Origin of the sequence: Acetobacterium sp. KB-1, from assembly GCF_003260995.1 — a bacterium.
Lineage (GTDB): Bacteria > Bacillota > Clostridia > Eubacteriales > Eubacteriaceae > Acetobacterium > Acetobacterium carbinolicum.
The window spans coordinates 678,859-695,809 of the sequence record NZ_CP030040.1; the positions used below are offsets into that span (position 1 = coordinate 678,859).

A 16,951-nucleotide genomic window follows, 5' to 3' on the forward strand; every position below is an offset into this window, starting at 1 on the left:
CGGTGTTAAAATACCCATAATAAACGGTTGAAAATTCCCCAAAAACACGGTATGTTTCTTCTTAAAGATAAGGAGGACAACCGAATGATTACAATTGAGGAGTATTACATGATCAAATGTTTAAAGAACAAGGGAATGTCAATCATGCAGATTTCCAGAGAAATGGGTGTTGATCGAAAAACGGTCAGCAACTGGCTTAAGCACAACGAACCGCCAGCATATCGGAAACGTCAGTYTCGGCAAGGAAAGCTTGATCCGTTTAAAGATTATATCCTGGAACGAATGAAYGAAGGCTGTGTCAATGCCGCTGTGATTTTTGATGAAATTGCAGCCGACGGGTACCAGGGGAAAATGACGATTCTTCGGGAATTCATGAAACCATATCGCGAAAAAGTGTTAGCCAAAGCATCAATCCGCTATGAAACGCCCCCTGGCAAACAGGCCCAGGTTGACTGGGGAGAATTCGTTGTCACGATGCCCGATGGAAAGCTCAAAAAATTGTATGCCTTCATCATGGTTTTAGGGCATTCCAGAAATTATTATCTTGAGTTTACGGAGAGTTCGAAATTTGACACATTAATCGGTTGCCATGAACGGGCATTTGCCTATTTTGGTGGTGTAACAGAGAGCATTCTGTATGACAATATGAAAACTGTTGTTGCCCACAGTCACAAAACCGGCAACGATAAATGGAATCAGCGGTTTTTGCGATTTGCCGAGCATCACCATTTTATTCCGGTTCGGCATCGGCCTTATCTGCCCCGTTYYRAGGGCAAGGTGGAACGCGGGGTCCGATATGTACGCGGCAACTTCTGGCCCAGAGTCAAAAGCTTTTCCGATCTAACTGACCTCAATGAACAGGCTCGACTCTGGCTGGATACGAAATGTAACGTCAGGCTTCATCAGACAATTCACAAAATTCCCCGTGATAGACTGAAGGAAGAACAGCTGAAACCCGTTAATACCGAACCGTTTCTTTCTGTGGATCTGGTCAGCAGGAAGGTCATGAATGATTGTATGATCAGTTATCAGTCCAATTATTTTTCCGTTCCMTTYCGCTTTGTTGGTCACCGTGTCGGTGTGCGGGATCTGAGAAATGGAACGATTGAAATCTATGATGAAACTGGTGCTTTGATTGAAGGTTACCGGAAACCGGCTCAAAAACATCAGGTTCAAAAAATGAAAARGCAYTTTSAAGGATTGAACAGTCAAAACCRTAMMGCCRAAGCCCGCAAAGCACCGCTTATGATTCCAGATCAATCGCCCAAAGTGCATCAAAGACCGCTCGCAGTCTATKATTYTTTAGYCAGTGAGGTGACCATATGGTAACCCATCACCTGAAGGAAGCTTTTGATCGTCTGAATCTCACGCATATGGCCGCCGTTTATGACCACCATGCTGAAGAAGCTTCCAAGGATAGTATATCCTATTTGGAGTTTCTGGACAAGCTGCTTTGGGCAGAAATTGATGCAAAAAGAGAACGGACAACTACGACGAACTTGAAACTTGCAAAATTTCCCTATATCAAGGCCATCGATTCATTTGACTTTGATTTCCAGCCCAGTGCCAATCAGCGTAAGGTAAATGAACTGAAAACGCTCGCCTTTGTGGAACGTTCCGAAAATGTCGTGTTTTTGGGCCCGCCCGGCGTTGGCAAAACTCATCTGGCCGTAGGTCTGGCGGTTTGTGCGATCAAAAGTGGCTATACTGCTTATTTTYTCAGTGCACATGAACTGATTTCAATGATTCAGGAAAATATTGTTTCCGGGCGCATTCATCGCAAACTTAAAACACTGAATAAACCCAATATCCTGATTATTGATGAAGTTGGCTATGCGGCCATGGATGATGAAGTGGCTCATTACTTTTTTCAGATTGTTTCCAATCGCTATGAAAAAGGCTCAATCATTCTGACTTCCAACAAGTCCTACGGTAGTTGGGGTGATGTGTTCGGAAATAATGTCGTTGCAACGGCGATCCTGGATCGACTGCTGCATCATTCCACAACGATCAATATCAAAGGTGACAGCTATCGGATTAGGGAAAAGAAAAAGGCTGGCTTTTATGATGTCAGCCTATATGAAAACGAATCGAACGATGCTAATGGGTAATTTTTACCGTTTATTTTGGGAAGTTTTAAAACGGTATTGACAGTATCTCGGCGAACGAAGCGTTTTGAGGGCCATTTCGCAGGCATTTTCAAGCCGTACCGCCGAATATTTTTTAGCCAGTTTCAGTACCGACTTTGACGGATTAAAAGCTCTTTCCGGGAGCCGGGTATTTTCGAAAATCAGCTGAATCACCGCCAAAGTTGAAGCACCGATGCTCTGTGCTTCTTTCATAAAACGTTCCTGATTCCATTCCGCCTGTTTAAAACTTTCAGGCAAATCTTCATCATGAGTCGACCAACCATCAATGGTATAGTATGGGAAACGATGATGACTGGCAATCCGCTCATTGTGGCAATAAATCTCAATAAATGAATCACCGACACGTAAATCGGCTTTTTTACCCGCAAACTGATAAGGACAGGAATAATGATTCTTTTCAAAAACGATATGACAATCCGAATAGATTTTATTGTTGTAAAACCAGGTAACTGGCTCATAGGGATGCACCGGTAATGGTCTCAAACAGGTGCGCTCAATGGTGTCGTGGATTTCAGTACGACTGCCTTGCCGTTTCTGGAAAGGCCGGTCATTAAACACTTTGAGAGCCGCCAGGACATCGACTCTCAAGTCGGCAAGGGTGTAGTAGACATTATTTCGAAGTTTGGCAATCACCGCCGTGGCGAGTTTACCAACGCTGCCTTCAACCGAAGCCTTTGCTTTTGGTTTTCGCACCGGGGCGGGCATAATAGCCGTGCAATAGTGATCACCCAAAGCTTCATAAGCTTCAGTGAGAATGATGTCACCTTCCCTGGGATGCGTAACAACACCCGTCTTGAGATTATCACAAACCGTGCGAACCGTTGAACCACCAAAGTATTCATACATGTGCACATGACAATTGAGCCAGGTATTTTGTTTCATATCTAAACATGGTTCAACATAGGTATACTGGCTGTAAGGCAAGGTGCCAACAAAGAGATAAACTTTTATCTCATCACCGGTCACCTGGTCAATCAGCTTTTGGGTTTTGCCACTCCAGTCAACTTCGGCGATCACACCCGGCTTATGGGTCAGATGATTGGTTAGCTTTTTACGCGCCACTTCATCGCGATAACCATTACAGAATTTCGTATAACCAACGTTGAGATGTGACGTGGCAGTGCATTGATCCCGATACTCTTGCCAGAGAATTTTGAGGGTGACGCCCACTTTGGTCAACTCATTATGAACATAGTCATAATCCGGCAGCGCATAAACGGTTTCTTCAGCATGTTTATGCGGAAAGAACAGATGATAGACTTCGTCTGAAGACCGGTCTTTGATCTCATCATAAGAAAGATGCTGTTCTTCAGCAATACGGAAAACTTCATTAACAGAAGTTTTTGACATGTGTCGGCTGCGTGCGATTGATGATTGCGAAAGCCCATTAGCACGCAATTCCATAATGAGCTTCACGGCAATTTTTCTGGACATATTTATGTCCTCCTTTATAATGTATTAAGGAATATTGGATATTTATTCCCTGATATACATTATAAGGCAGCAGTATCATTCCATGAATAGCCAGTATTGATTTGTGAATCGTCCACGGTATCAATGTGTGTGCTACCGGTATCCAATTGAATATCGTTGGTATCATTACCGTGAAATATTCACTATCCGCTTTTAGTTGCTAATTGGTTACACATTAACACATTCTAATACCTTAATCAAGAGAATAGTTTAGTTATTTTCTAATTATCTCGATAATCATAAAATAAAAGCACAAAAATATCCAGTCTTAACAACTGGACATTTTTATATACACATTATAAATATTACTTATTTTTGAGTATTTTGTATAGTAATCGATACAAAGTCATTGCTTCTTCTTCTGTGATTGGCAGACATTGCTTGATTTTCTCCGGAATCTCACTGGCCGACTCTTTTAGTTTTGCTCCTTCCGGAGTCAGCTTAATGATAACATTGCGCTCATCATTCGAATCTCGATTTCGCTCAATCAAACCAGCTGATTCCAATCGTTTAAGTAACGGTGTTAATGTCCCTGAATCAAGATATAAATATTCTCCCAAGGTTTTAACATTGATCGTTTTGTGTTCCCACAAGACCATCATGGCAATGTATTGGGTATAGGTCAAGCCTATTTCTTCTAAATAGGGTTTATAGCGTTTCACCACCTCTTTAGCGGTGGCGTATAGTGGAAAGCACAATTGGTTTTCCAGTTTAAGTTGTTCATTATCCAAGTCAATCACTCCTTTGAAAAGTTAGTTAGTTCATTATACCTCACAATTTCATTGCAGGCAATTTTTCTAGTGAAAGACTATTCTCCTAGCAATTTCTTAATGTCATTTTCAATTTTTTCAGGAGTGTCAGTTGGGGCAAATCGTTTAACCACATCTCCCTTTTTATTAATTAAAAACTTAGTGAAATTCCATTTAATATTTGAACCCAGCATCCCACCTTTTTCCTTCTTTAGGTAGGTAAAAAGTGGATCAGCGTTTTCTCCATTAACGTCTATTTTGTGAAAAATTTTAAATGTTACGCCAAAACGTGTTTCGCAAAAACTTTTTATTTCACCATCGGTACCTGGAGCCTGGTTTGCAAATTGATTACAAGGAAAATCAAGAATTTCAAAACCTTGTTCCTTATATTTATCATAAAGATCCTGGAGGCCCTCATATTGCGGAGTAAGACCGCATCCCGTGGCTGTATTCACGATCAACAAAACTTTACCTTTATAATCTTTCATTGATACATCCACACCAGTGGTGTCTTTTACTGTAAAATCATATATCATATCATTTCTCCTTTGCGTTATTTAATTGTACGCTATTATTATACCGCGCAATTTAAAACCGTCAAGAGTTTTCGAAGTTTCTTAAATATTATTAATTTTCTACTACTTTAAGTGATTTCACTGCCAAAAATAAGGAAATACCAAGAAAAGCGCTTAATACCATCACACTAATAAGCCAATCTCGATTGTTTCCAAGAAGCCCACTGCGAAGTCCATTAAGTAACCACTGATAGGGATTCACTAAAACGATCGTTTTGACCCAAGCTGGCGTAGCATCCAACGAATAGAAAGCGTCACTACCTAGCAACAAGGGCATCGTAATTAGATTAGAGACAATACTAGTTTGCGCATCAGTTTTACATAGCCCGGAGACAAAGAAACTTAGAAAAATATACCCAATTGCACCTAACATGCAGATTATCCCCATCTTTATCACATTGAGAATTCTTAGGTCAAGATGAAAGAAGGCGGTACCAACAAACAAAACCAGCATCGCGCAGATCATTAAAACCAGCGTCCAGGCTCCTGAAACACTGATGACATAACGGGATAAGGGCATAGGTGTTACTTTCAATAATTGATAAACACCTCGTCTTCTTTGGCTAAGCAGTGAAAACACCGTAGTAGTAAAAGAGTAAAATAAAATACCCATCGCCATCATACCGGTTGTGATTCTAATAGAATAGTCGATGTTACCGACGAGTGAACCTAATATAAGCATTCCACCAATTGGCAAAAGAATAGACCAAAACAGTAAAAACGGTTCACGTGCTGCAGATTTGAGCGAAAGGTTGAAGATTGTATTCATTTTTTTCTCCTTAATTCTTTTCAGTAAGTTTTAAATAAAGCATTTCCAAATTATTAACCTGGTGTTTTTTGATCAACTCTTCTGGCTTTCCCTGATCCATTATTTTTCCATGGTTCATAAAAATCAGACGATCCGCTAATTTTTCCACTTCCTCCATATCATGAGAAGAAAAAAGCACAGATTGGTTATTCTTTGCCAAGCCATGAATCATTTCCTTTATTTCGTACCGTGAGCGGGGATCCAACCCGGCAGTCGGTTCATCCAAAACGATCAATTCAGGGTGATGAACTGTAGTAACACCGATGGCCAGCCTTTTCTGTTGACCGATGGAGAGCTTAACTGCCGGGGTTTTTCCAGTATCCTCTAAATGACAGTCAACCAGTTTATTTTTCATTTCCTCATCACTCAGATTAGTGTGATACAAAGCTCCGAATAGTCTGAGGTTTTCCTCTGCAGAGTATCCCTCAAAAAAAGGGGTGCTTTGAAGTTGGGTGCCAATATACGCTTTATAATCATCTCGCCAATAAGATATTGAACCTGCATCAGGTGGTAATATACCCAGCAACATGGCGATTGTAGTTGATTTCCCCACCCCATTGGGGCCAACCAGAGCTAAAATTTCACCTTGCTTGATTTCGAAATCAATTCCCTGAATAACCTTTTTGCTTTTAAAACTTTTAAACAATTTTTTTCCTTCAATCAAATTCATCATTCTCTCCTTACTTAACTTTGTATACTCTCTATTGAGTATGCGGCTATTTTTTTCTCCCTCTACATGAGGGAGAAATTTTTACTTGTTTATTTCCTGGGCTTCCAGTAATTTTATGGCATTTTCAACAAAAGATCTTTGTTGGTTGACAATCGCATACATATTGTCAAAGATCAGTTTCGTCATTGGGGGTATATTCTGATGCATGGCGATATTTTTGAGACGGTACCCACTCTCAAGTGCATCATATTCTTTTTTCAACGCGACTAATTGATTATTAAGTGCTGCCAAAGCTTTTTCGCGGGGTATTTTTTCAATGAACGACAAACCGGAGTAGATGGTTGATGGATAACTAACGGATGAGTTCTCCAAAGTGTTTTCCACCAATTGGGCTAAATGTTCTCTTCCCGTTACGGTTATTTTGTAAATCGCCTTTTGCCGATGTCCAGTTTGTTCAATGCTTTCAACAGCGACCAGCCCTTCCTTTTCCATTTTCTTTAAAGCGTGATAAATGGAGCCAATAAGCACACCACCCCAACGTTCTGCATCAGATATTCGCAGCATCTGCTGAATATCATAGCCAGACATCGGTTGTACATCAAGTAGTCCCAAAACAAGCACGCGTGTCAATTCGTACACCTCCTATACTCTATGTTGAGTATTTTACATTGATTGTATTGTCTTGTCAAGTCCTGATTAATTATTCTCTAAATTATTAGTAACACTACGGATATTGTGCAGACTGTTTTTAATTTCCGCTTTAGAACAGACATGGACGCTGCGTGGAAGGTAATTAAAAAACTCTCTAAAAATAGTCACTATTCCTATTTCATTGATGATGAGTTTCAGAATACTCTTGTTCCTCTCATTAATCAGAATAAATTCGACCTGTTCATCATTGACCAGATAACGGATGCTTAGATTTCCAGCACCAGAAATCAGGCCATTTCTCAGCACAAAATAATCAGAAAAGTTGGCACCGCCTTTTTCCTGAAATTTGAATTGATTAACGCTGTCATCTTTATTACCTTGCTTGAGCGTTTTGTCAAGGAGATGTTCTAGCTGATCAAAAGCGATGTATTTCTCTGTAGTATTATTTTTTTTAATTTTCTCAAAGGAAGGCAACAGGCAATCTGTCCACTCCAACAATTCTTTTTTAGCAAACGATGTACATTTACTGAGAATGAATCGAGCTTTTCTTCGGTAATAATCAATTATTTCCAGGTCTTCATAAATGATGGCACTTTCGAAATCCCGATCAATGGTAATCACCTGTTTAGACGTGATAAAATAATTAGGAACAATAATGCTGATATCATCATAAATTTTAGTTCCGGAATAAAAATAATAAGGCTCATAATCAATGTTTTCAAGGCTTTTTAATATAAGAACCCTTTTTAAAATATCAAGATTATTACCAAGATTCTTTTTATTAACTAAAGGAATGATATTTTGTACTTGTCCGCCTTTATTTTGCCTACTTGCGCGTATGATCAATTCATAGAGAAAATAATGTTTAAAATTTATCGACATAATCACATTGCCATCTGTTCGTCTTTCCATTTCTTCCATAAAACAGCTGCGGATGATTCCTTCAATTTTTAGCTGTCCCTTGATAATCCGAGCTTTTTCAGAAGTTAGTTGGTTCTTTACCAGAAACTCCTCCGATTCTATCCAGCTTTTTTCCTGAATAATCTGATTATTGATTTCACTGTATAGAGAAAAAATATCATGACTGTTTATCATATTTTCATGATCATCATATTCTTTCTCATAGAGTGCGTATAACTGCTTTTTTTTATCCTTGTTTAAGTTTAGAGCGATCATTATCTTTCGAAGGTCTTCTAAATTTAGTTTTCGCCTTCCGGATAAAAAATGCTGAAATGTTGAGCGATCTACACCAATCTCTTTAGCAAGTGAAAAATTAGTCACATTCTTTTCTTTAATCAGATCTCGTAACAAAGTACCGATTTCCTGGCTCATATTATCCCTCTCTAACATTTCAGAGTTTTTTCGCGATCTATCAAAGTATCAAAGGACTAAATCATTTATTGTTATTCTTATAGCAAATCTTGTCCTTGTACCATTTTTAATGAGTTGCTACTATTTTAACCTAGCGATTTAAAATAATCAATATCAGCAATCAATAATCATGTTTATTTCATTACTTCAATGACTGTATCTTTTTTTTGCAAAAAAAGCGCGCATCAGCCAAGGGGGCGGCGCGCGCAGTTGTGATTTAATCTTATTAACAGCATATTGCTTTATTCATTTTATCTTGACAGAACATCAACTTAGTTAAATATAATCTATCGATTTTTGTCTTTCCAGTTGTCTTTGTGCGGTTTTTATTACATCTTCAATATTGTCGATCTCATCATACTTAGTATAAAATCCAAAGGAAACCGATAATTTTATGGATTGAACTTTAACCTCATCCATATTCTTTTTAAATCGTTCTAACGCTCGTTCAACCTTAGCACCTTCAGTTCGTGGCATCAATACAACAAATTCATCACCTTCGTAACGGGCAACAACATCATCTCCCCGAACACCGTATTTAAGCACCTGAACCGCTTTTCTCATTAGAATATCGCCTACTGCGTGACCATACTCATTATTGACTTTGGACATCCCATTAATGTTCATAAAAATGATTGATAGTGGGTAATACTGATTATTATCCATTCGCTCAAGTTCTTTTTCATAGAATCTACGATTGTATACGCCAGTTAGTTGGTCATAAAAAGAAAGTGATTCCATATCCTGATCCAGACTATTTTTTTCATTTAGCATATCTTTTATGAAATTCTTGTTTTCTGTCACATCCTGAATAAAACAAACAATACCGATAATCTCACCATTGCTCTTTTTGATTGGAGCCCAATGATTTTTCCCCATAACTACACTTTCATTTTCACCCACGTATTCTTCAAGAGATGAAAATTGTTCACCTGCCAGAACCCGATCAAAAAAAGCCTTTAAATTCTCACGTTCTTCAGAGTTATCGATGATGTCTAAAATTCTTGTGCCAATGGTGATGTCAGCCCCCCATTGTTCCTTCGCCATTGCTTTATGTCGATTATTGAAACTCAAGTATCGGTATTCCCGATCCAGTCCAAACACCAGAAAATCATGAGTGGTTTCGAGAATGGTCTTCAGCAGACTATTTGCCAGCTCCAACTTTTCAGTCAAAGCTAGCACAGCCTCTTCAAATGATTGTTCTTCAAGCTTTTTTCGATTATCTTCATTCATTGTATCAATATTAACTACGCTCATATTTTTACTCACTAAGCCTCAACCTCCAAAATTATTTTAATCTTAGATTCAATCAATTTGTATCCCGACTAAGCAGGGTACACTTTATAATTGTAACATTTCCATGTATCAGATTCTACTTTTTTCTGTTATATTTTATTAATCTTTTACCAGTAAAAATTCTGTCTGGCGGATTTGAGGTATCTCGATCTTAGAAATATGCAAAAATTCGCGACGCTCAGTTTATAAGATCTTGATACCTTCAGGTAATCCGACTGAAAAACCAGGTTGCTTGAGTAATTGTTTGTTTGTTTGTTCAATCTCAGTTAGTGCCTCGCACCCAAAGAAAGCATACTCTCCCAACGTCTCCAGTTCTTTAGGCAGGCGAACTTTTGTTAGACTTCGACAGCCATAAAAACAGCTAATGCCAATGTGTTTGATTTGATCTGGAAGGCTGATTTGCTTTAATTTTTCACAATCCTTAAAAACATGACTTCCTAATATTTCCAACTGACAATTTTCTTGAAACGCGATCGTTTCCATTGTTCGGCAACCAAGAAACGCGGCTTCTTCAATTTCAATTAGTGAGTCTGGAAGCCCCAACTCCGCCATTGATACGCATCCTTCAAACGTGGAAGTTCCAATCACTTCCAACACCTTACACGTATCGAGATTTATATTTTCAAGTTTTTCGCAACCGTAAAACGCAAATCCTTCAATGAATTTTAGGGAGTTAGGAAAGCTGACCTTCTCCAGTTGGGTGCATTTATAAAACATACTTCGCTTAATTGTGTCAACCCCCTCAGGGATGTACACAGACTTTATCCCATTGTCATGCCGGTATCCGTGGTTTGCAGCCGCCTGAAATTCTGCTGCATCTTTAAAACGCAATTCACTTTTTTCAATATTATTATCAAGTAGCTCGGACTCACTTCCAAAATTTAGACCTGTTGTCTTTGGAAAAACGGGTTCGACGACATTTTCTGCCATATCTGCGACCTGTGTTGTTGGCTCCAAATCCGGGCCATTCTCTGATTCAGTCTTTTCTTGCCGCTCCATAAAAGAAAGTTCACCCGACGTTGCTTTAAATGTTTGATTCATTTTTTCAAATGCGTTTTTTTTCTGTTCCAATGCCTCAGTTGCCATTGACAATTCATTTTTAATTGTGGCCAGTTCTTCACCAAATGGGCGTTGCTCCTCGATTTGGGTTTGCTGCACTGACACAACTACTTCTTTATCAGTAATAGAACTTTGCTGTCCATCACTAAGAAGTTGGCGTTCCTCCTTAGAGCCACTTATTTTATTTCGTAGTGTTTGTAATTCCGTTTCAGCCATATCAATATTTAACTTAACTGAATGTAACTTATTTCTGGAAACTTCCAGTTCCAACTGAGTATTTTCAAACTCTGACTTTAGATCTGACAACTTTGTTCTAGTCACTTCGATTTCGTCGGTGATCAAAGTCAAGAGACGCTGTTCAGATTGCGAATTCGCACTCTCTAGCATAAAACCACTCCGTTCTGTTTCCACCTTCAGGTCCGCTTTTTTTTCAAAAATAACCAGATAAAAATCATCGTCTTGTCCCTTTAACGCCTTTTTTAGAAGCGGTATTACTCGGATTAAGACACTCATGGTTTCACCATTTCGTTTAATCTGGATAATAGCAGAACTTGATGTCGTCTGCCGGGTTATTGCCAGATGCAAGGTTTTATTTAAATCACGACGCAATTTTTGCCGGGCCATTTTCAGAATATTGGTTGCACCGGAATAACCTTGCGCAGGTTCCAGAAAAAGCCCGGTATGTCCATAAACATAGCGAATATTCCCGATCTTATCAACCAACACTCCTGATGCACCATAAACTTTAAGCAGTGCTTCATGCGTGAGTTCCAAAACCGTTTTCTTTTTTGGCTTGACACTCCGGTCAATCGTCAGATAAGACGGCCAATCCATCCTTTCCGATTGAGGCAAAAGATGATTTTTTAAACGATATCTTTTTTTTATCTGATTTCCAGTTTCCGTTTTTATTAGATCTTCCATTAAGCCATTTCTCCTTCTGGTTAATTATCATGTTTTTATGCCGCTAAAACTTAATACGGTTTTTGATACACAGCAGGCATAATAAATTTATAATTCGTCTGTTTAAGATTAAGTGATTCTGCGTGACCGATGAATAAATACCCCCCTGGTTCTGTATAATTGTACATTTTCTCAACCAGTCGATCCTTTGTCGTCTGATCAAAATATATCATGACATTTCTACAAAATATAACATCAAATTTCTTCTTAAAAACAAAGTTGGGGGTCATCAGGTTAAACCGTCGAAAAATGACTTCTTTTTTGATTTCATCCACCACCACCATTTGACTGCTATCATAGTTCTTGAAATACCTTAATTTCCAGTTAGGTGGCAACACCTGAAGACGCTCTTTATCATAGATCCCTTTTTTAGCTACATCCAATACCTTATTTGAAATGTCCGTTGCCAGTAGCTTTTTGTCCCAGTGATGGGCACTTGATCCAAAATAGTCAGCCATAAGCATTGCCAAAGTATAGGGCTCTTCGCCCGTGGAACTGGCTGCACACCAAAGCCGAATATCGCGGTTGTTCTGTTCTTCTTTTTTTATCTTCAAATTGGGCAGCACCGTATTTTTAAAATACTCAAAGTGCTCTGGTTCTCTCATAAAAAAAGTATGGTTTGTTGAAACCTTATCGATTAACACTGAACTGGCTTCACCCGTTTTATCAGAAATCAAATAATGATAATAGTCTGTAAAGCTATCAAACCCCAACTCGACAAGTAGCTTGTGAAGCCGACCCATAAGTAGGAGTTGTTTTTCTTTCTTTAGCTCGATGCCATATTCACAATGAATATATTCCGTTAACATGGCAAATTCTTTTTCGGTGATTTGAATCATTTTTCACATCCTCTATCCTGTTTTCATTGTTTCTCCCCTTGCCTTTCTGACAGACTAACAGGCGAAACCTTAAACTAGTTTACCCCAGCCAGCGGCTAAAGTAAATACTGAATTTCATAGGAGATACCCACGCTTTGTCGGAATTAAGAGTCGATTTACACCAGCAAATTCGCTAATTTAAAAATTTTCTTGTCAGTCAAGAAGAAAAAGTCTATAATGGAATAAATCTTATTTAGAATGGAGAACAATTATGGCTATTGTATGGACACCAGCATTATCAGTTGGTGTAGAAAACATTGATGCACAACATAAAATTTGGTTTGAAAAAGCGGATCAACTTTTTGAAGCCGGAAAAACCGGAAAATCCAAGGAAGTTATTGCTCAGATGTTTGATTTTCTTGATGATTATACCAAACAACATTTTAAAGATGAAGAAGCCTATATGACCAAAATAAACTATCCGGGCATCGATGAACAAAAAAAATTACATCATGGATTTATCGAAGAATTAGCTAAACTCAAAAAGGATTTCAACGAATCCGGAGGAAACGTTACCTTGATAATCAGTGCTAACCAGATGATTGTAAATTGGCTAACTAAACATATTTCAAACGTTGATAAAAAAATTGGTGCTTATGCTAAAACCTTATAAAAATCAAACCGCAGTCTCTTCTGAGATTACGGTTTTTTTCTTGATCAGGTTGATAAAAAGATACTCTCCTCCTGATTTAAAGCCGCTCTTCTATGAATCCGATTTTTCCTAGCACTTCAGTCAATTTTGCAATATCTAGGGGTTTTGATGCATAGGCATTGCAGCCAAAATCAAAAGCTGACTGGACCGTCAGGATTTCCCCCAATACGGTAGTCATGACTATTTTACACTTTTCATTATCGTTAACACCATTTTGTTTTTCCAAATCGCGGATGGTTTTTAGCACCTGAATCCCATCAATTTTAGGCATCATCACATCAAGGCAGATCAGATCATAAGGTACGCCTTCTTTCGTCGCTAAAAGATAGGCATCGATAGCTTCAAGGCCATCCACTACCAAATCGCAATCTCCGTATCGGTTCATGAATTTAGATAAAAATTTTCGGCTGATCAAATCATCTTCTACAATTAAAATTCGCTTCATCTCATACACTCCCCCTTACGTTAGCACATGCATCCGCCAGATTTCTCTGATCTGCTCTAAATATCCCGACACCTTTTCTAATCGCTCCTTTCTGATTTCCAACTCTATTTTAAAAACAAGGTTTTTTAATACCTCGATATTCATTTCTTCAAATATTCCTTTTAATTGATGGGCAATGACTTCCATCAGGATCAGGTTTTCCTGCGCCAACAGCTGCTCAAGACTTTCAATCTTTTGAGTCACTTCCCACTTTTCTTTTTCGCCCGGAGTTAAATGCTCTGTCGAATTAGATTTGCTGATATCCCACTCTTTCTCGTAATAGCTACCTAAATTTACCACAGATCGCTTTGGAGCGGTTACTTTCAAATGGCCAAGGTATTTTTTTAAGAGCTGCTGCATTTGGTGTCGATCCAATGGTTTAGACAAATAGTCATCCATTCCACTTGCTTTAAAAATAGCTTCATCTCCTTTTAGCGCAAAGGCAGTTAAAGCAACTATTGGCGTTTCTCGATTAAGAGACTCTTCCAGTTCATTAGACTTAAAATAGGGCTCTGTTGTTGTTTCCGTCCCTCGAATCAACTTGGTCGCTTTAATTCCATCCATTACAGGCATCTGCCCATCCATAAAAATAATATCATAATTATTTTTCGAAGCCGCTTTTACACCCTCAACACCGTTTCCCGCCACATCAACCACAGCACCGAAACTTTCAAGCATTTTTGCAATCACGATTTGATTGACCTGATCATCTTCAACGAGCAAAATCCGACTTCCCGCGAAACTATCCTCCCCATCCGTTTCGACGTCTGTTTCACCGGATTTTTTGGTGATGATCATCGGTAGAATAACGGAAAAGGTGCTCCCTACTCCGAGCTGACTGATGAACCTTACCTCTCCCCCCATCATTTCCAGGAGTTGCTTTGTAATCACCAGACCTAATCCTGTTCCGCCATATTCCCGGGTATAGGAGCCATCAATCTGAGTAAAGCTCTGAAACAGCATCGGATAGTCTTTTTCATCGATTCCTATCCCGGTATCAGCTATCGTGATTTTCTGGACAATTTGATCCGTTTTACCCGGCAACGGTTCTTGGCTGACTGTGATTGTAACTGATCCTTGATTAGTGAATTTTATGGCATTGCTGATCAAATTATTTAGAATTTGTTTGAGCCGCATGCTGTCACTGATAACAAAATTTGAGATAATGTTCTCATAATTGACGGTCAAATCCAGATATTTTTCAAGGGCATGTTTTTTGTGCGTTTTGACTGTCGATTCAACAAAAGACATCAAATTAAAACTCATTGGATTAAGCATCAATTTTCCAGCTTCAATTTTTGCAAAATCTAATATATCATTGATAATCGCAATCAGCGACGCCACACATCCTTTGGCAGTTCTCAGATTATCCTTTTGTTCCTCAGAAAGGGGTTCTAAAGCAGTGAGATCAATCATCCCGACAATGCCATTAAGTGGCGTCCGAATTTCATGGCTCATATTTGCTAAAAACTCACTCTTGGCCCGATTAGCTTCTTCCGATCGTTCAATTGCTTGCTTAAGTTTTATTTCGGTTTTTTTCTTTTGATCAACATCTGAAGCAAGAACCGCCACATAACCAGATTCTGGACTGTATATTGAGCCTTCCACCCATTTTTCAAGGCGAATCATATAATACTCTTCAAGTGGTATATTTTCGCCATGGGTGAGAACCTCTCGGAATCTTTTAAAAAGTCCCAAGCTTTCTTTGGTTTCAAGAAATCCCATTTCTGACAATTTGTGGCCGATTACCTCATCCCGATTGACACCAAACAATTCTTCAGTTGCCAGATTCATCTCCACCAGTTCCGCATCAATTAGGTTTCGGTCATTGTCGTAAAGGGCTTTAAAGTATGAGATGCTACTGTCCATGTATTTAAACAGCGAAAAATATTTTTTCTGACTCTTAGTAAAAAGCTCTTCTGCAAAGCGTTCATCGTGAATGTCTAAAAATAACCCAATCATCCCTGCATATTCTTGATTTTTATCGTAAAAAGGTCGCCCCATGCCTCGAAAGATACGATAGGTATTGTTTGGTGCTAATAGTTCTAGTTCAATATTAAAGTTGCATTTTTCTTTTAGGGAACGTTTTAACGTATTGATAAAGCGTTGATGATCGTCAGTTTTCATATGACTTTTCAGGTTCTTCAAAAAAAAGTCTCGGGATATATTCATGAAAGCTTTAAACGTTTGATTAATAAAATCACAGCGTTGATCACGATCAATACGGTAAATCATGACCGGCAAACTATCTAAAATAGAGAGGCTGGCTTCCCGCGCTTCTTTTAAACCTTTCTCATAATAATACTGTTCAGTCATATCTTCCAGAGTGATGATATACTCGGAATAATTGGCTGAAATAATTGGCATCACACTCAAATTTAAATACCGGGTATCTTTGATCCCATGGTTTATAAAATTCACTTTAATGGATCTGTCTCTGATTATTTTCTTTTCTTCCAAAACGCGGGTCACTATTTTTCTAAAATGGCAAAATTCACAATTCTTGGAATAACCACACCCCCCATTAAAACTGAAAACGCATCCCAACGCATCGCCGAATTGCCTGCCAATAACATTTTTCATGTCAAGATTAAAGGTTTTAAAAAAGGCCCGATTAGCCCGGGTTATTAACAGCTTCTCATCGACAACCAGCATACTGGTTGGCAACAGATCAAACATCGTTTTCAAATTATTGCGCTCGTTTTTAATGGTTATTTCGGCCTCGATAATTCTGGAGATATCCCGAAATACGACTACCCTTCCTATATAATCCCCACTATCCGAAAGAAGCGGGGACAATCGGGCCGACAGATAGCACTTTGTACCATCCGATTTTAAATAATAGGATCGTCCTGGTAAACCAACACTATCCGCCATTTCTCCCTTTTTGGCATTTGTCCAGAACTGGATCGGCATATCCTGCCCATCCCGAAATAGTTTAAAAACCTCCAAAAAAGGCTTATCCAAAATTTCTGCTAGACTCAAGCCAAGTATATTCAATGCTTCGGCATTGGCAAAATCCATGCGGTCATCCATATTACAAGTGATGATAGCATCCCCGGCGCTGTTCAGGGTTGATACCAGCCAAGCTTTATCTTTATTTATAATTTGCTGTCTCATTTCATCCATTCGATTTCTCCAGGTTAATATAGTTTAGGCCCTTACTTACGTTTGT

Annotated in this window: 15 protein-coding genes; 3 read left to right on the forward strand and 12 right to left on the reverse strand. The window is 38.8% G+C overall.

What is annotated here, in order from left to right; translation table 11 throughout:
* Positions 1–84: 84 nt before the first annotated feature.
* A complete protein-coding gene (gene istA / locus DOZ58_RS03255) occupies positions 85–1,329 on the forward strand; it encodes an IS21 family transposase (RefSeq protein ID WP_111886992.1) in 1,245 nt (414 codons plus the stop codon).
* Positions 1,323–2,111, forward strand: coding sequence for an IS21-like element helper ATPase IstB (istB, locus tag DOZ58_RS03260; RefSeq protein ID WP_111886993.1), 789 nt, complete (start codon positions 1,323–1,325; stop codon positions 2,109–2,111). Before istA (DOZ58_RS03255) ends, istB begins: the two co-directional genes overlap by 7 nt.
* A 3-nt stretch (positions 2,112–2,114) precedes the next feature.
* Here the strand turns inward: istB and istA (DOZ58_RS03265) are convergent, their stop codons facing one another.
* The 10 genes from istA (DOZ58_RS03265) to DOZ58_RS03310 form a co-directional block, all read right to left on the reverse strand.
* Positions 2,115–3,584: an IS21 family transposase gene (gene istA / locus DOZ58_RS03265; RefSeq protein ID WP_111886994.1), complete on the reverse strand. Its 1,470-nt coding sequence runs from the start codon at positions 3,582–3,584 to the stop codon at positions 2,115–2,117.
* Positions 3,585–3,928: 344 nt separating this feature from the next.
* Entirely contained in the window at positions 3,929–4,354 is a 426-nt protein-coding gene (locus DOZ58_RS03270) for a MarR family winged helix-turn-helix transcriptional regulator (protein ID WP_111886995.1), read from the reverse strand.
* 77 nt (positions 4,355–4,431) lie between these two features.
* Complete coding sequence (locus tag DOZ58_RS03275) at positions 4,432–4,908, reverse strand: glutathione peroxidase (protein WP_111886996.1); 477 nt, start codon at positions 4,906–4,908, stop codon at positions 4,432–4,434.
* Positions 4,909–4,999: 91 nt separating this feature from the next.
* Complete coding sequence (locus DOZ58_RS03280; protein WP_111886997.1) at positions 5,000–5,716, reverse strand: ABC transporter permease; 717 nt, start codon at positions 5,714–5,716, stop codon at positions 5,000–5,002.
* Between the two features lie 10 nt (positions 5,717–5,726).
* Positions 5,727–6,428, reverse strand: coding sequence for an ABC transporter ATP-binding protein (locus DOZ58_RS03285; RefSeq protein WP_371414189.1), 702 nt, complete (start codon positions 6,426–6,428; stop codon positions 5,727–5,729).
* A gap of 78 nt (positions 6,429–6,506) precedes the next feature.
* Positions 6,507–7,046 (reverse strand): PadR family transcriptional regulator, encoded by a 540-nt coding sequence (locus DOZ58_RS03290; protein ID WP_371414203.1) that lies wholly within the window; start codon positions 7,044–7,046, stop codon positions 6,507–6,509.
* A gap of 75 nt (positions 7,047–7,121) precedes the next feature.
* Positions 7,122–8,408, reverse strand: coding sequence for a helix-turn-helix domain-containing protein (locus tag DOZ58_RS03295; RefSeq protein ID WP_162624397.1), 1,287 nt, complete (start codon positions 8,406–8,408; stop codon positions 7,122–7,124).
* A 315-nt stretch (positions 8,409–8,723) separates the two neighbouring features.
* A complete protein-coding gene (locus DOZ58_RS03300; RefSeq protein WP_111887001.1) occupies positions 8,724–9,716 on the reverse strand; it encodes a sensor domain-containing diguanylate cyclase in 993 nt (330 codons plus the stop codon).
* A 210-nt stretch (positions 9,717–9,926) separates the two neighbouring features.
* Positions 9,927–11,723: a leucine-rich repeat domain-containing protein gene (locus DOZ58_RS03305; protein WP_111887002.1), complete on the reverse strand. Its 1,797-nt coding sequence runs from the start codon at positions 11,721–11,723 to the stop codon at positions 9,927–9,929.
* A 50-nt stretch (positions 11,724–11,773) separates the two neighbouring features.
* Complete coding sequence (locus DOZ58_RS03310; RefSeq protein WP_111887003.1) at positions 11,774–12,601, reverse strand: protein-glutamate O-methyltransferase CheR; 828 nt, start codon at positions 12,599–12,601, stop codon at positions 11,774–11,776.
* 250 nt (positions 12,602–12,851) lie between these two features.
* Here DOZ58_RS03310 and DOZ58_RS03315 point away from each other — a divergent pair, with 250 nt between their 5' ends.
* A complete protein-coding gene (locus tag DOZ58_RS03315) occupies positions 12,852–13,253 on the forward strand; it encodes a bacteriohemerythrin (RefSeq protein ID WP_111887004.1) in 402 nt (133 codons plus the stop codon).
* 76 nt (positions 13,254–13,329) lie between these two features.
* On the opposite strand, the gene DOZ58_RS03320 is transcribed toward DOZ58_RS03315, so the two are convergent.
* Both DOZ58_RS03320 and DOZ58_RS03325 read right to left on the reverse strand, forming a co-directional pair.
* Positions 13,330–13,737 carry a response regulator gene (locus tag DOZ58_RS03320; RefSeq protein WP_111887005.1) on the reverse strand — a complete coding sequence of 136 codons (408 nt, stop codon included), beginning with the start codon at positions 13,735–13,737 and terminating at the stop codon, positions 13,330–13,332.
* Positions 13,738–13,752: 15 nt separating this feature from the next.
* Entirely contained in the window at positions 13,753–16,905 is a 3,153-nt protein-coding gene (locus tag DOZ58_RS03325) for an ATP-binding protein (RefSeq protein WP_111887006.1), read from the reverse strand.
* Between the last annotated feature and the right edge of the window lie 46 nt (positions 16,906–16,951).

Excerpts from the sequence above, each read along its gene's own strand:
- DOZ58_RS03315 (WP_111887004.1), top strand. The coding sequence starts at position 12,852 with ATGGCTATTGTATGGACACCAGCATTATCAGTTGGTGTAGAAAACATT.
- DOZ58_RS03275 (WP_111886996.1), bottom strand. The coding sequence starts at position 4,908 with ATGATATATGATTTTACAGTAAAAGACACCACTGGTGTGGATGTATCA.
- DOZ58_RS03285 (WP_371414189.1), bottom strand. The coding sequence starts at position 6,428 with ATGATGAATTTGATTGAAGGAAAAAAATTGTTTAAAAGTTTTAAAAGC.
- DOZ58_RS03325 (WP_111887006.1), bottom strand. The coding sequence starts at position 16,905 with ATGGATGAAATGAGACAGCAAATTATAAATAAAGATAAAGCTTGGCTG.
- DOZ58_RS03305 (WP_111887002.1), bottom strand. The coding sequence starts at position 11,723 with ATGGAAGATCTAATAAAAACGGAAACTGGAAATCAGATAAAAAAAAGA.
- DOZ58_RS03320 (WP_111887005.1), bottom strand. The coding sequence starts at position 13,737 with ATGAAGCGAATTTTAATTGTAGAAGATGATTTGATCAGCCGAAAATTT.
- istA (WP_111886994.1), bottom strand. The coding sequence starts at position 3,584 with ATGTCCAGAAAAATTGCCGTGAAGCTCATTATGGAATTGCGTGCTAAT.
- DOZ58_RS03310 (WP_111887003.1), bottom strand. The coding sequence starts at position 12,601 with ATGATTCAAATCACCGAAAAAGAATTTGCCATGTTAACGGAATATATT.
- DOZ58_RS03295 (WP_162624397.1), bottom strand. The coding sequence starts at position 8,408 with ATGAGCCAGGAAATCGGTACTTTGTTACGAGATCTGATTAAAGAAAAG.
- DOZ58_RS03280 (WP_111886997.1), bottom strand. The coding sequence starts at position 5,716 with ATGAATACAATCTTCAACCTTTCGCTCAAATCTGCAGCACGTGAACCG.